Source organism: Flavobacterium sp. UBA5153 (assembly GCA_002413745.1).
In the GTDB taxonomy this organism is placed as follows: domain Bacteria; phylum Bacteroidota; class Bacteroidia; order Flavobacteriales; family Flavobacteriaceae; genus Flavobacterium.
On sequence record DHXP01000062.1, the window covers coordinates 103,847 to 117,825 of the forward strand.

General features: G+C 36.6%; 12 protein-coding genes. 9 read left to right on the top strand and 3 right to left on the bottom strand.

Features of this window, described 5'->3' with window-relative positions:
- Position 1: 1 nt before the first annotated feature.
- The 9 genes from moaCB (at position 2) to B2145_RS12690 (ending at position 10,171) form a co-directional block, all read left to right on the top strand.
- Positions 2-916: a bifunctional molybdenum cofactor biosynthesis protein MoaC/MoaB gene (moaCB, locus tag B2145_RS12650; RefSeq protein WP_291102834.1), complete on the top strand. Its 915-nt coding sequence runs from the start codon at positions 2-4 to the stop codon at positions 914-916.
- On the top strand, positions 906-1,913 hold the full coding sequence (gene moaA, locus B2145_RS12655; protein ID WP_291102837.1) for a GTP 3',8-cyclase MoaA: 1,008 nt from the start codon (positions 906-908) through the stop codon (positions 1,911-1,913). Before moaCB ends, moaA begins: the two co-directional genes overlap by 11 nt.
- Before the next feature lie 439 nt (positions 1,914-2,352).
- A complete protein-coding gene (locus tag B2145_RS12660) occupies positions 2,353-3,828 on the top strand; it encodes an MFS transporter (RefSeq protein ID WP_291102840.1) in 1,476 nt (491 codons plus the stop codon).
- Positions 3,829-3,869: 41 nt separating this feature from the next.
- The gene (locus B2145_RS12665) at positions 3,870-5,462 is read left to right on the top strand and encodes an MFS transporter (protein WP_291102843.1); all 1,593 of its coding nucleotides are present in this window, start codon (positions 3,870-3,872) and stop codon (positions 5,460-5,462) included.
- A 26-nt stretch (positions 5,463-5,488) separates the two neighbouring features.
- Entirely contained in the window at positions 5,489-6,538 is a 1,050-nt protein-coding gene (locus B2145_RS12670; RefSeq protein ID WP_291102846.1) for an MFS transporter, read from the top strand.
- Positions 6,539-6,569: 31 nt separating this feature from the next.
- The gene (locus B2145_RS12675; RefSeq protein WP_291102849.1) at positions 6,570-8,786 is read left to right on the top strand and encodes a molybdopterin oxidoreductase family protein; all 2,217 of its coding nucleotides are present in this window, start codon (positions 6,570-6,572) and stop codon (positions 8,784-8,786) included.
- 15 nt (positions 8,787-8,801) lie between these two features.
- Positions 8,802-9,371, top strand: coding sequence for a 4Fe-4S dicluster domain-containing protein (locus B2145_RS12680; protein WP_291102852.1), 570 nt, complete (start codon positions 8,802-8,804; stop codon positions 9,369-9,371).
- A 10-nt stretch (positions 9,372-9,381) separates the two neighbouring features.
- Complete coding sequence (locus tag B2145_RS12685; RefSeq protein WP_291102855.1) at positions 9,382-9,891, top strand: Rieske (2Fe-2S) protein; 510 nt, start codon at positions 9,382-9,384, stop codon at positions 9,889-9,891.
- Between the two features lie 31 nt (positions 9,892-9,922).
- Positions 9,923-10,171 carry a DUF6755 family protein gene (locus B2145_RS12690; protein WP_291102858.1) on the top strand — a complete coding sequence of 83 codons (249 nt, stop codon included), beginning with the start codon at positions 9,923-9,925 and terminating at the stop codon, positions 10,169-10,171.
- Between the two features lie 87 nt (positions 10,172-10,258).
- On the opposite strand, the gene B2145_RS12695 is transcribed toward B2145_RS12690, so the two are convergent.
- The 3 genes from B2145_RS12695 to B2145_RS12705 all read right to left on the bottom strand — a co-directional run bounded on the left by B2145_RS12695 (position 10,259) and on the right by B2145_RS12705 (position 13,410).
- Complete coding sequence (locus B2145_RS12695) at positions 10,259-10,969, bottom strand: DUF4369 domain-containing protein (protein WP_291102861.1); 711 nt, start codon at positions 10,967-10,969, stop codon at positions 10,259-10,261.
- 122 nt (positions 10,970-11,091) lie between these two features.
- Complete coding sequence (locus B2145_RS12700; protein ID WP_291102864.1) at positions 11,092-12,954, bottom strand: peptidase M61; 1,863 nt, start codon at positions 12,952-12,954, stop codon at positions 11,092-11,094.
- Between the two features lie 177 nt (positions 12,955-13,131).
- Positions 13,132-13,410, bottom strand: coding sequence for a DUF2805 domain-containing protein (locus B2145_RS12705; protein ID WP_291102867.1), 279 nt, complete (start codon positions 13,408-13,410; stop codon positions 13,132-13,134).
- Positions 13,411-13,979 lie beyond the last annotated feature (569 nt).

A 13,979-nucleotide genomic window follows, 5' to 3' on the forward strand; every position in this document is an offset into this window, starting at 1 on the left:
AATGGTAGACATCACGCACAAAATCATCACACAACGCACAGCCACGGCCCAAGCTATTGTAAAAGTGGGCTCGCCAGAAACGATGGAGGCCATTCGAAATAAAACCGTCCCAAAAGGGGATGTGTTGGAAGTCTCCAGAACTGCCGGTTTATTTGCCGTAAAAAACACCTCAAATGCTATTCCGGATTGTCATCCGATGCCAATAGAATATACCGGAATCCAGTTTGAATGTTTGGAGGAGGAAGTTCGAATCGAAGTTACCGTAAAAGCAATTTACAGGACGGGTGTTGAGGTCGAGGCCATGCATGGCGCATCCATAGTGGCATTGACGATGTACGATATGCTGAAACCAATTGACAAGAAGGTGGAAATATCAAACATAAAGTTACTCCATAAAAAAGGAGGAAAATCAGATTATGGGAACAAAGAAGTCCAAGACCTTTTGGTGGCTGTAATGGTGTGTTCGGACAGTGTTTCCAGCGGAAAAAAAGAAGATAGAGCGGGAAAAGTGATCTCGGATAAAATCAATAATTTAGGGTTAAGCGTTTCGAATTATATCATTATTCCGGACGAGGTAACAGCTATTCAGAACACAATAAATAAGTTGTGTGCCCAAAAAATAGATTTGCTCATCATTACTGGCGGAACCGGATTGTCAAATCGAGACGTAACTCCCGAAGCGGTAATTCCGCTGTTAGACCGTCGTATTCCGGGTATCGAAGAAGCCATTCGTTCTTATGGGCAAGATAGAACGCCTTATGCCATGTTGTCCAGAAGCGTGATTGGTTTCAAAGGAAATACGTTGATTATGGCCTTGCCGGGTTCTACCGCAGGAGCAAGCGAATCTATGGATGCTGTTTTTCCATCGATATTGCATTTATTTAAAATTTTAAATGGATTCAACCATGGAAAATAACACCATTCTTTTGCAGGATTCTCACGGAAGAGGGCATGATTATTTGCGCATTTCCATTACAGAACATTGTAATTTGAGATGTACCTATTGTATGCCGGCAGAAGGAATTGCCTTGACTCCAAGAGCCCATTTAATGACGGCAGATGAAATTGTTACCATAGCAAAAACTTTTGTAAACCTGGGTGTAACAAAAATCAGGTTAACGGGCGGAGAGCCTTTGGTCAGAAAAGATGCTGCAGCCATTATCTCTCGACTTGGAAAACTGGGAGTGGAACTCAGCCTGACCACCAACGGGATTTTGGTGCATGACTTTATCGACACGTTCAAAGAAGCCGGGATAACCACGTTAAACATGAGTATCGATAGTTTGCAAAAAGACAAATTCAATCAAATTACCCGTAGAAATTATTTTGATAAATTATGGGAAAATATCGAGTTGCTTCACGTCAATGGGTTTCAGGTGAAGTTGAATGTTGTGGTTATAAAAGGTTTTAATGACAATGAAATAATAGATTTTATTGAACTGACAAAAGAACGGGACATTCAGGTTCGATTTATAGAATTCATGCCTTTTGACGGCAATCAATGGAATAAGTCTAAGCTCGTGAGTTATGCTGAAATTATGACGCAGGCAACAGCTTTTCATTCTTCTCAAAAAGTTGTCCGATTGCAAGACAGATCCAATGATACGGCCAAAAATCATAAAATAGAATCTTACAAGGGGAGTTTTTCGGTCATCAGTTCGGTAACCAACCCATTTTGTAGTACATGTAACCGCATTCGATTAACCGCTGATGGCAAATTGAAAAACTGTCTGTTTTCGAATTCAGAAACATCGTTACTTCAAACCTTGCGGGCAGGGGAATCCATAGAACCCCTCATTTTTCAAAATATGAAATCCAAACACGCCATGAGAGGCGGTATGGACGATGATGCTAAATTTCAAAATCCAAAATTGTTTTCCCAAAACCGCAGCATGATCAAAATTGGCGGTTGATGTTTTATTAAAGCAGCTTGGGAATGGTTTTTTATAAATCATTTCTGAGAACTAATTTTTTTACAAATTATGGCTAATCGATATACCACTTTTTTGAATTAGCCATTTCAAGGACACTACTCCCCTAAAAAGAACTTCCCATTGAGTTTTTAACTTTCATGCTAAAATTCAGTAACCCTAAAAGGTCTTCTACCCTCTTCAAACTTAAACTTTTCGATTACTTGCGCTTGAATTATTTTAATTTGTAAAAAATAAATAAATTACTATACTCACTCTTCATATTGTCTTGGTTTATTGCTTTATTTCGGATTTATGGACATCAATCACAAAAAAATCACAATAGTATTCAAAATAAATTTACTGTCATTTACCTGATATATATCATATTATAAAAAAGACTCGCGTTTTAACTTTGCACCATTAATAAAATCAATATTTTATGAGCAATTTATCTCAATCACACAAAATACTATTTCTAAATACGCTTGCGTTTACAGTATGTTTTGCCTGTTGGACTTTAAATGGGGTTTTAGTTACCTTTCTTGTAGATAGGGGCATATTCAATTGGAGTGTGGTGGAAGTGGGCTGGTTGCTCGGGATCCCTATATTATCGGGAGCCATATTCCGACTTCCAATTGGGATTTTGACCGATAAATTTGGTGGAAAAATTGTGTTCTCTACCTTGTTACTGCTTTGTTCCATTCCGCTTTTTCTTCTTCCTTTTGCTAATTCGTTTTGGAGTTTTGCGGTGTTGAGTTTTCTTTTTGGGTTGGTAGGAACCAGTTTTGCCGTTGGTATTGGCTATACCTCTGTTTGGTATCCAAAGGATTGGCAGGGAAGGGCTTTGGGTATATTTGGTATGGGAAATGCAGGTGCCGCAATTACAACTTTTTTGGCGCCTACCTTATTAAACAACTTCTCTAAAAGTGACCCCGTAAATGGTTGGAAAATGTTGCCGATAACCTATGCTATTGTTTTGGTGGTCATTGGTGTAATCTTTATAATATTCGCTAAAAACAAAAAACCGCTGGGAGATTCAAAAAACGTAACGATGCTTTTGTCTCCATTAAAATCAGCAAGAGTTTGGAGATTTGGTGCCTACTACTTCTTGGTATTCGGTTGTTTTGTGGCCTATTCTCAATGGTTATTACCCAACTTTGTGAATGTATATCATACCACATTGGTCATGGGCGGTATGTTTGCCACCATGTTTAGTTTGCCTTCTGGAGTTATTAGAGCTTTTGGGGGCTATTTATCGGATAAATTTGGAGCCAGAAAAATAATGTACTGGGTTTTAGGTTCGACAATGGTAATCAGTTTCCTGTTGATGTTCCCTAAAATGGAGGTAACTACAGCTGGGCCTGGTGTTTTGGCAGCTAATAGTGGTGTTGTTACAGCAGTAACTTCTTCTGAAGTTATTTTGAACAATAAAAATTATAAAATTAAACCAAAGGTTAGTGTAGTTGTTACAGATGAAAACATCTTGCCCGTTAAAACCTCATGGCAAGAAATTATAGTGAAAGAAAATCAAGTAGTGAACAAGAAAGAACTATTGGCAAAAGGCATCACCCAGATCAAATTTTCGGCGAATATGTGGGTTTATATTATTCTGGTTATTCTTATTGGAATGTCGTGGGGAATAGGTAAAGCAGCAGTATACAAACACATACCCGATTATTTCCCAAATGAAGTGGGTGTTGTAGGCGGTATGGTGGGATTGATTGGGGGTTTAGGTGGTTTTTTCGGGCCAATAATTTTTAGTTATCTCCTGGATTTCACCGGACTTTGGACAAGTTCATGGCTGTTTGTTTTTGTTGTCTCTTCCATTTGTATGATATGGATGCATAGTACAATTATTAAAATTATGAGAGAAAAATCTCCTGGTTTCACAAGAGACATAGAACACAATCACTAAAAAATATTTTCAATATATAATTTAACTTTAAACAACTAAATATGAAAACTTGGCTTGAAAAATGGGAACCGGAAGATGAAAAATTCTGGAATGAAAAAGGCAGTAAAATAGCTTGGAGAACATTGATAATTACAACATTGTCATTAATAATGTCTTTTTCCTCATGGTTCATGATGAGTGTTATTGCGGTAAAATTACCAGGACTCGGTTTTCCGTTTTCTAAAGATCAACTTTTTTGGTTGGTAGCTATACCCGGATTGGCTGCAGGATTTTTAAGAATTATTCACACCTTTATTCTGCCTATTTTCGGGACAAGACATGTAGTAACCGTGGCAACTTTACTTAAATTAATTCCTGCAATTGGAGTTGGATTTGCGGTAATGGATACCGATACTCCATTTTGGGTGTTTGTTCTTTTGGCATTTGCTACAGGTTTTGGTGGAGGTGATTTTTCATCCTTTATGCCTAGTACGAGTTTGTTTTTTCCAAAAAGATTGAAAGGTACGGCTTTAGGAATTCAGGCAGGGATTGGGAATTTTGGGGTTAGTTTGGCTCAGTTTGTTACGCCACTTATTTTGAGTGTTAGTATTTACGGGGCTTCGTCTGTGTTTACTAGTATCGATGCTAAAGAAACACAGATTGTTCTTAAAGATTCAACAGTTGAAAAACAAAAAGAAGTTTTTGCAGCTTTGGATACCAAAACACAAAATACAATTTTGGAAACAGTAAAGAAGCAGGTATTGGATTCGGTTTCTGCAACAACACATTCGAAAGAAAATCACGAAATTTTCACTGCATTACCACTAAAAGAGAAATCAAAAGCAATTGCAAATACCAATCCTAAGTTGGCCGAAAAAATATTGAACAAAATTAGCCCCAAAAATGAGGCGGTTAAAAATATAAACATCTACATTCAATCTGCTGCCTTTTGGTACACTGCATTTCTTTTGGGTTTGGCACTTGTTAGTTGGTTGTTTTTAAAAAGCATCCCCATGAAGGCTTCTGTAAAAGAGCAAATGGATATCTTTAAAAACAAACATACTTGGTATTGCACCATCACCTATTTGATGACTTTTGGAACATTTGCAGGTTTGTCTGCGGCTTTCCCTTTGATGATCAAATATTTGTATGGCGATTTTGCGGATGCCCCAGATCCATTGGTGTACGCTTTCTATGGTCCACTGATTGGTTCTGCAAGTAGGGTGTTGTTCGGTTTTGTGGCTGATAAAATTGGAGGAGCTATATTGACGACGATTACCGGAATCGGAATTTTATCAGGAGCTATTATTTTGGTAACTCAAGGTTTGGTTTCACCAACAAGTATGGATCAATTTCCGCTTTTTGTAGGGGTTATTTTATCTATGTTTTTCTTTACAGGAGTTGGAAACGCAGGAACTTTTAGACAATTTCCTATTATATTTTCCGATAATCAACGCCAAGCTGCCGGTGTAATTGGTTGGACTGCAGCAATAGCAGCATTTGGACCGTTTATTTTCGCAACATTAATAGGGAAAAATATTACAATTAATGGTGGCGCAAATCAATTCTTCATTGGGTTGATTATTTTTGCTATATTAGCTACCGCAATCAATTGGTGGTTCTATAACCGTAAAGGATGTGAAAGACCAAGTTAACCAACATCAATTAAATTTTATATGGAATGAAAAACAGCACTTATAATACCAAAGCCTTACTTATAGCCACTTTTGCATCGATACTCACTATTGTGCTCGTATTTTTTGGCTCCAGGAATTTGCAAAATTTTGATGCCGCTTTAATTACCTACTTGTTTGGGACGGTGTTTGCCTTCTTTGGTATTGTATATCGCTATACCGTTTGGTTGCAAAGACCTCCAACTTGGATTTATTTTAAAAGAGGGATTTATTATTTATTTACAGGAAAAGTGTTTTCTCATTTTTGGTTTGCATCGAAAGAAACTGTAGAAAACATCGCCTTTCAGAAATTTATTTATCCAAGAGGAAAATACCGTTGGGTGGCGCATTTTATGATTGCGGTGGGTTGTACTTTGGCTTTTTTAATTACTATTCCATTAACCTTTGGATGGATTAATTTCACGATGGCTCCCAATACGATATCAGTATACGAAGCTCATTTTTTTGGATTTAAAATATTGGATTTCAAACTGGATTCCATAATGGCATTTTTAACTTTTCACGCTCTAAATTGGTCTTCTTACTTGGTCATTTTAGGTTCTTTGTATTATCTGAGAAGACGATTGACTAATCCGGGTTTGATTGCCACACAATCATTTGAAGGTGATTTGTTGCCGCTTATTTTATTGATAGCCATTTCTGTGACAGGACTAGGTTTGACCTATTCGTACCAGTTTATGAAAGGGTTCGCCTTTGATTTTCTAGCCGTAGTACACGCGGTCACGGTAATCATGTTTTTAATATGGATTCCGTTTGGGAAGTTTTTTCACATTATTCAGCGTCCAGCCCAAATTGGAGCCCATATTTATAAAAAAGAGGGTATGAAACAAGGAATGGCTGTTTGCAAGCATACGGGTGAAGAATTCGCCACAAAATTACACATTGAAGATCTCAAAACAGTTACCAAACAATTGGGTTTCGATTTTAGTATGGAAGATGGAGGTTCTCATTTAGATTTGAGTCCTGAGGGAAAAAGATCCCGTTTGGCACAAGCCCACTTAAAAGCGAGACAAGAGGGCGGAAATTTATTTGGATAATTATATAAAAAGGATTTAATAGCACCTAAATATGGCAAAATTACCTGTATCAACAGAAAAAATAATTCAAGAATTTGGGCCACATAAAAATTATAGCCCAAAAGAGGGTTATGAAGGAAGAGATGAACCCGATGAAATTGTCAAAACCCATTGTTGCTTTTGTGGAATGCAGTGTGGAATCCAATTGTTGGTCAAAAGCAATAAAGTGGTAGGTTTTGAACCTTGGAAGGAATTTCCTTTCAACGAAGGACGCCTTTGTCCAAAAGGAGTGCAACGTTACTTGCAAAACAATCATCCAGATCGTCTTCTGCACCCTATAAAAAGAGTGGAAGGAGTAGGTTTTAAGCCAACTTCTTGGGACGAGGCTATGGATACAACAGTTTCAGAAATAAAACGCATTCAGGAAAAATACGGGAAAGATGCTTTTTCGATGCTTTCAGGAGTTTCTCTGTCTAATGAAAAAAGTTATCTGGTAGGGAAGTTTGCCCGCGTGGCTTTAAAAACCAAAAATCTGGATTACAACGGTCGTCTATGCATGGTAAGTGCCGGAGCCGGAAATAAAAAAGCATTCGGGTTAGACCGTGCTTCCAATAATTATTCGGATCTGGAATATGCCGAAGTGATTATTGTGGCAGGAGCCAATATTAGTGAAACCTTTCCAACACTGACGCATTGGATATGGAAAGCGAGAGATCGAGGCGCAAAATTAATAGTAATAGATCCTAGAATTATTCCGTTAGCCCGAACTGCCGATTTGCATTTGGACGTAAAACCTGGTACGGATTCCGCATTATATGGGGCAATGCTCAAATATCTGATGGATCACGATATGTTGGATCATGATTTTATAGACAATCACACCTCAGGTTTTCAAGAAACAATAGATGCCGTAAAAGACTATACTTTAGAATGGGCAGAAGAAATTACGGGTATCAAAAAAGAAAAGATTAGAGAAGCGGCTGAGTTATGGGGTAAAGCCAAAACCAGTTTCTTGCTGCATGCCCGAGGAATAGAACATCATTCTAAAGGTGTCGATAATGTTTTGGGTTGTATCAACTTAGTTCTGGCAACCGGCAGAATTGGAAGGCCTTATTGTGGATATGGTACCATAACTGGACAAGGAAATGGACAAGGAGGAAGGGAACACGGTCATAAATGTGACCAATTACCTGGAAATCGTGATATAGAAAACCCAGTGCATCGTAAATATATAGCTGATGTTTGGGGAATTGACGAAAAAGATATGCCTGGTAAAGGGCTTTCTGCGTATGAAATTATAGAAGCCATTCATAAAGGAGAAATTAAAGGACTATTGTCCATCTGTTTCAATCCATTGGTATCGTTGCCTAATAGTAATTATGTTAGAGAAGCGCTGGATAAATTAGAGTTTTATGTCTGTATCGACTTTTTCTTAAACGAAACTGCACGCCATGCCGATATTGTACTTGCCGGTTCTTTGCAAGAAGAGGAGGAAGGGACAACCACATCGGCTGAAGGAAGAGTAATTCGTATTCGTCAAGCGGTAACGCCTCCAGGAGAAGCAAGAACGGATACCTCAATAATACTGGAATTAGCCAAAAGATTGGGTGAAGAAGATAAATTTAAGTATGATGACAGCGAATCCATTTTTAATGAATTGCGTGTCGCTTCAAAAGGAGGGACGGCGGATTATAATGGAATTTCCTATAAGAAAATAGAAGAAAATATGGGTGTTTTTTGGCCATGTCCAACAGACGATCACCCTGGAACTCCCCGTCTATGGGAGGATAAAAAATTTGCTACTCCAGATGGTAGAGCGCATTTTAATCCGGCACCATACAAACTTCCGGGTGAAGTGACAGACGCGGCGTATCCCGTAATATTAACTACAGGGCGCGTGGTTTCACAGTATTTAAGCGGAACGCAAACGCGTAGAATTGGTAAATTGGTAGACCAATATCGGGAACCTCTTATAGAAATTCATCCTAATTTAGCAAAGCAATATGGCATTCAACAAAGAGAGTTGATTCGTGTAACAACCAGGAGAGGAGAAGCAATTTTTCCTGCCAATATTGTGGAAACAATTAGGGAAGATACTGTTTTTATACCATATCACTGGCCCGGTAAAAAATCGGCTAACCAATTAACTCCCGCTACATTAGATCCTATATCAAAAATTCCGGAATTTAAGGTGTGTGCCTGTCAGTTAGAACCTCTTAAAGAAATCGCGCCACCATCTAATGAATCAGATGCTTTTGCCAGCGTTTAACCATAAAATATAAAAATGAACTATACCAGTTTTAATAAAAACGAGGAATTTTTTGTAGACCTGCAACGATGCATTGGCTGTAAAGCATGTGAAATGGCTTGCGCCGAATGTGAAACCAACGGGCAGGATTCTATGATACATGTCAATTATGTGGATCGTTCGTCTACTATTCAAACCACGGTTCAAGTATGTATGCACTGTGATGATCCCGTTTGCGCCAATGTTTGCCCTGCGGATGCGATTTCAAAAGATGAGTTTGGTGTTGTGCATACTGCCAACACCGAAAGATGCATTGGCTGTTCAAATTGTGTCATGGCGTGTCCATTTGGTGTTCCAAAAAAAATGGAAGAATATGATTTGATGATGAAGTGTACCATGTGTTACGACAGAACCAGCGTTGGTAAAAAACCAATGTGTGCAACTGTTTGTCCAAGTGGTGCCTTGTTTTATGGAACCAGAGCAGAAATAGAAGAGATGCGTCCAAACAGTTCCCCAGTTAATACGTTCGTATTCGGAAAAGAGATTGTAAATACCAAAGTTAATATCATGATGCCTAAAGGCAGTAGTGAGTTAATAATTTATTAAAAATAGACCTATGTCAAAAGAAGATAATTTAAATGAAAATTGGAAAAAAGACTTTCCAATTCTAAAGCAACAAGCCACAAATGTAAGCCGTCGTGATTTTGCAAAATTCTTAACGCTGGTTTCTGGAGGGTTAATGGTTGGTAGTGGTTTGGTGGCAGCCAAAGCCTATTTGCTGCCCAAAGAAGAGATGGAAGGAGAGCACTTTGTATGTAAAATTGATGAAGTTCCCGTAGGCGGAACACGAGCGTTTGTCATAGAAGGAAGTACTATTCCATATATTCTTATCCATCTTGAAAATGGGGAATTCAAAGCTTATGAGCAAAAATGTACCCATCTTTCCTGCTCTGTATTTTACAAACCAGGTACAGGAATCATTCATTGCCCGTGTCATGAAGGTTCGTTTGATGCCATGACTGGAGATGTGCTTGCGGGACCACCACCCAGAGCTTTACCTAGGCTGGATGTCGTTTTTAAAAAGGAAGGCATTTATGTAAAAGCATTCAAAGCAGAAGTGAGTTAAACAGCAGTTAAAAAAATAAAATTCAAAAATCATGAGTAATTTTAGAACGAGTCAAAACCAAGCCAACCCAAATAAATTAAACAATATTCTTTCCACACTTATATTTATTTTAATTCTAAATGTGAGTCTTCAAATTTGGTTGTTATATGCCTCATTGAATAATGCTTTAGAGAATAATAGAGAGATACTTATACCTGCTTTTATCGCTTCATTGGTTTTATTTTTGATAGGCTTCAGTTGGCTTTATTATTTGCCAACGGGTAGTCAGAAAAATAAATGATTGGATGAGTAAAAAACCGTCTTGTTACAAAAAAACAAGACGGTTTTTTATTTCTAAAATCAATTCAAAATACTATTTCTGAGCGATTTATTTTTGGTTTTTAATTTTTGCAATATATTGGGTCAGTTTTTTTCCATAAAGGGATTGTGCCACTTTTGGCGTCATCGATTTTTGAATGGTATCCAAATATTTAATATTGATGTCATAAATCTCTGATAAGGCGATATAGGGAGCCAATTCATGGTCTCTATTGTTTATCGCAAAATTGGTGGCGAATAGGTATTTTCGTTTTATATTAGAATCTTGTATTGTGCCTAAACTGTCTACCATCCTTGCGTTTTTGTTTTTGAGGGCATTAAATTTTTGTTCTATTAGGTCAAGATTTTTATCATTGAAACTAGAATTTATTTTTTTGTATTCTTCGAATAAATCCTGATTTTTTGAGCCGGTTACTTTTGCGCTCGAAATATAAGAATCTAGATTGGTGTCTATGTTGATGTTTCCGGCTTCAGCAAAAAACAATATATTGTTGTCTTTTGAATTGCTCACGCCCCTGTCCAGAAATAAATAAAGCATTTCGGGTGATTTTAATTCCAAGTCACTTTCAAATTTCGAATTTCCATCAATGATTATTGTGTCTATAGCAACAAGACTGGTGTCGACAACTCTTTGAATATATAAAGTTCCCTTTTTTAATCCTTTTATGTTTCCGGTAAGATGTAAATTAGTTTTTGATACTTCTTTGTTACAAGAAGACAATAGAGAAAGGGCAACGAATGCAATAATTGATTTTTTCATCGGTGGTTATATTTTTTGCAAAATAAAGAAAATTGTTGGAAATATTGGATGTTGTCCCCTTGGAATTTCATAAAAAATCCCAATCTATTTTAAATCGGGATTTTCTAAAATAATAATTAGGTTTATGCTTTTAGCCAAGCTTCTTTCAGTGCTGATTTTGTCGCATCTGTCGCTTCGAAACTTTCTTTTTCCTCGTAAGGAAGTTTTATTGTTCCTTTGATGATTTGTTCTTTGCCATCACGTTTTATTTTCACGGTAATAGCATCATTTTCCTTCCAATTTTTGCTGTCCGAAATCAAATCATAAATATTATTCAAAGAATAGGACTTATCGTTTACAGCCATCAAAATATCACCACCTTTGATACCAAGGTTGGTGTAGAATTCGTTTAATTCAATATTTGGAACAACAGTGATTTCCTTGGTTGCTCTATCTACCGTGATATACCTTGTTTTGCCTTTTAAGAAAACATCGGCAGGCATTTTTTTAATCGATTTTGTAACGCCTACTTTTGCCAAATAAGTTTCATAACGAATGGGTGTAGTTCCTGAAACGTATGTTTTCAAGAATTCGCCCACTTCCGGATAAGTCAATTCAGTGATTTTTGCAAAAAGTTCATCATCATTAAATGCTTTTGAAACGCCATATTCGTTTGATAGTTTTTGCATTAAATCAAGAATTCCTCTTTCTCCGTGACTTTTTCCCCTGATAATAATATCCAGACACATTCCTATCAATGCCCCTTTTTGATACACGTTTAAATATTGGTCTTTGTAGGGTTTTACCAGCACATTGGCACTCATGGTGGTAAATGGCATCGTGTCATTCATTGCATTTGCCTGTTTAATTTTTTCTGCCATTCTGGTATAAAATTCTTCTTCGGTTATCAATCCTTGGTTAACTTGAAAAAGATTGGCAAAATATTCGGTGACGCCTTCATACATCCATAAATGTTCGGACATTTTTGGTGCATTGTAGTCGAAATTTTGAATTTCTTGGGAGTGAATCGTTAGAGGAGTTACGATATGGAAAAACTCATGCGAAACAACATCTTTTAATTGTTCGGCTAATGCCTCTTTTCCCATCATCTCGGGCATAACAACAGTGGTTGCCGTAGGGTGTTCCAATGCGCCAAATCCTTTAGCGTCATTGGCAGTCATAGTTGAAAGATATATTAGAACGGTGTATTTTTTTGTAGAATTAAATTTTCCCAAAAACATTTTTTGTGCCGTCATCGTCTTTTTCATTCCAGGAGTAATATCTTCGGCAGTCAATTTCCCGTTAGGAGAATATACTGCAATTTGAATGTCCATTCCATTTACATTAAAAGTAGTATAGTCTGGTTTGGAGTACATAATAGGATTTTCGACCAATTCGGCATAACGAGAAGTTGCAAAAATATCGTTTGTGGTAGAAGTATCCTGATCAATCATTGAGGTTGCACCCCAAAGCGTGGCTGGATGAGATATGGTTACTTGATATGGGATTGACATATAATTTGTAAAATATCCCACAAAACAATGCGTGTTAAGCATTACATTTTTTCCTGCATCAATGTTTGAACCTGTTGGCGAAAAAATGTCGTCATTACCAAAACCTTTTCCGGTTTCAGTATCAAAGGTATCGTTAACTAAATAAGTTATTTTATCCAAGGTTTTTGCATTGGCAATTGACCAGGAATTATCATCTGTTTTTTTTACATCCAGAAGGTTTCCTTTTTTATCAAAAGCTTTAAGGTCATCAATATATCTGCCGAAATTGTCTTCTGAATACGTTCCTGGAACTGTTTTTGGAAAGTGATAAGTGATTTCATCCGTATAAATTTTCGGGGACTTGACGGTAACCATAACTTTGTCGTCCTTAATTTCATTCAGATTAATGGTCACTTGAACTTCTTCTTTTGTAGAAGCAGCAATCGAAGAACTGGCGGTTTTACAGCTCCAAAGAACTGTTATAAATGCAAATGCAAAAATTATTTTTTTCATTTTCGAGGGTTTATATTTTAAGTATCAGTCTTTAGAAGTTTAAAATTGTTACAGTTTATAATTACTTTATAAATGGGCTGTATTAGCAATCCATTTTGGTGTAATTGGCAGATAGAGATTGTTTTATGTTCCTGAATTTTTTAAATAAAAAAACTCCTGAATTCAGGAGTTTAATAATTAATCGAGTTTGTTTTTTATATAGTATTTTCCATCCAAATCTTCGTCGAAATCGTCTATTTTAACTGGTTTTGGCTTCGGCTTATTTGCGGTTGCTTTCTTTTTCCACATTTCAAATTTTTCTGCGGGCATCTTTTTTTTCATGATTTCAAGAATCTCTTTTTCGGCTAAACCAAATTCTTTTTTGATGATTTCAAAAGGATTTTTTTCCTCTAAAGCCAATGTAACAAGTTTTTCTGTTTGTTCCCAGTTCAATTCTTTGCGGTTACTCTTTTTCATCACGTGAAAATTAATTCAAATTGGTTGTTAATGATTAATAAATTTTGATTTCAAATTATGTACCAATATTAATAAAAATAATAATCACTTTTTACCAAATGGCAATTTTTTTTAAGGTTTTTAGTTGTTTTCTGGTGAGCATTGTTTTTGGAATGCTATTTTCAATAAATTATTTAATTTATTGTACTATTTCAGATTCATGTGCATATCAATGCCATAGATTATTTTTTCTTTTTGAAGTACCATAAATGTACCAAAAAGACGATCCCAAACCGAAAAAATATTGCCGTAATTGCTATCGGTATGTGGAAAAGTTTAATGATGACGGACTTTGTGTATATCTGGCGACACGAAAAAATAACTCAAAAAGGTATCTGATTTTTTGGGAAATGTAATGTTGGCATGTGTAAATTGGGTTGGGACGATTGATATAGTTTGATACATAAAAACCAGCCACATTGGACTTCAGACGATTAATACCGCTAGTTATTTCAAATTAGTCCAATAATACCGATAGCTATCGGGAGAACTAAATGAAATATACAGCGGCATTATACCAGAACGATAGG

Bases quoted from the DNA above. Each gene is read 5' to 3' on its own strand.
- B2145_RS12705 (WP_291102867.1), bottom strand. From the start codon at position 13,410: ATGAAAAAGAGTAACCGCAAAGAATTGAACTGGGAACAAACAGAAAAA.
- B2145_RS12690 (WP_291102858.1), top strand. From the start codon at position 9,923: ATGAGTAATTTTAGAACGAGTCAAAACCAAGCCAACCCAAATAAATTA.
- B2145_RS12695 (WP_291102861.1), bottom strand. From the start codon at position 10,969: ATGAAAAAATCAATTATTGCATTCGTTGCCCTTTCTCTATTGTCTTCT.
- B2145_RS12660 (WP_291102840.1), top strand. From the start codon at position 2,353: ATGAGCAATTTATCTCAATCACACAAAATACTATTTCTAAATACGCTT.
- B2145_RS12680 (WP_291102852.1), top strand. From the start codon at position 8,802: ATGAACTATACCAGTTTTAATAAAAACGAGGAATTTTTTGTAGACCTG.
- B2145_RS12700 (WP_291102864.1), bottom strand. From the start codon at position 12,954: ATGAAAAAAATAATTTTTGCATTTGCATTTATAACAGTTCTTTGGAGC.
- B2145_RS12670 (WP_291102846.1), top strand. From the start codon at position 5,489: ATGAAAAACAGCACTTATAATACCAAAGCCTTACTTATAGCCACTTTT.
- B2145_RS12665 (WP_291102843.1), top strand. From the start codon at position 3,870: ATGAAAACTTGGCTTGAAAAATGGGAACCGGAAGATGAAAAATTCTGG.
- B2145_RS12675 (WP_291102849.1), top strand. From the start codon at position 6,570: ATGGCAAAATTACCTGTATCAACAGAAAAAATAATTCAAGAATTTGGG.
- B2145_RS12685 (WP_291102855.1), top strand. From the start codon at position 9,382: ATGTCAAAAGAAGATAATTTAAATGAAAATTGGAAAAAAGACTTTCCA.
- moaCB (WP_291102834.1), top strand. From the start codon at position 2: ATGGTAGACATCACGCACAAAATCATCACACAACGCACAGCCACGGCC.
- moaA (WP_291102837.1), top strand. From the start codon at position 906: ATGGAAAATAACACCATTCTTTTGCAGGATTCTCACGGAAGAGGGCAT.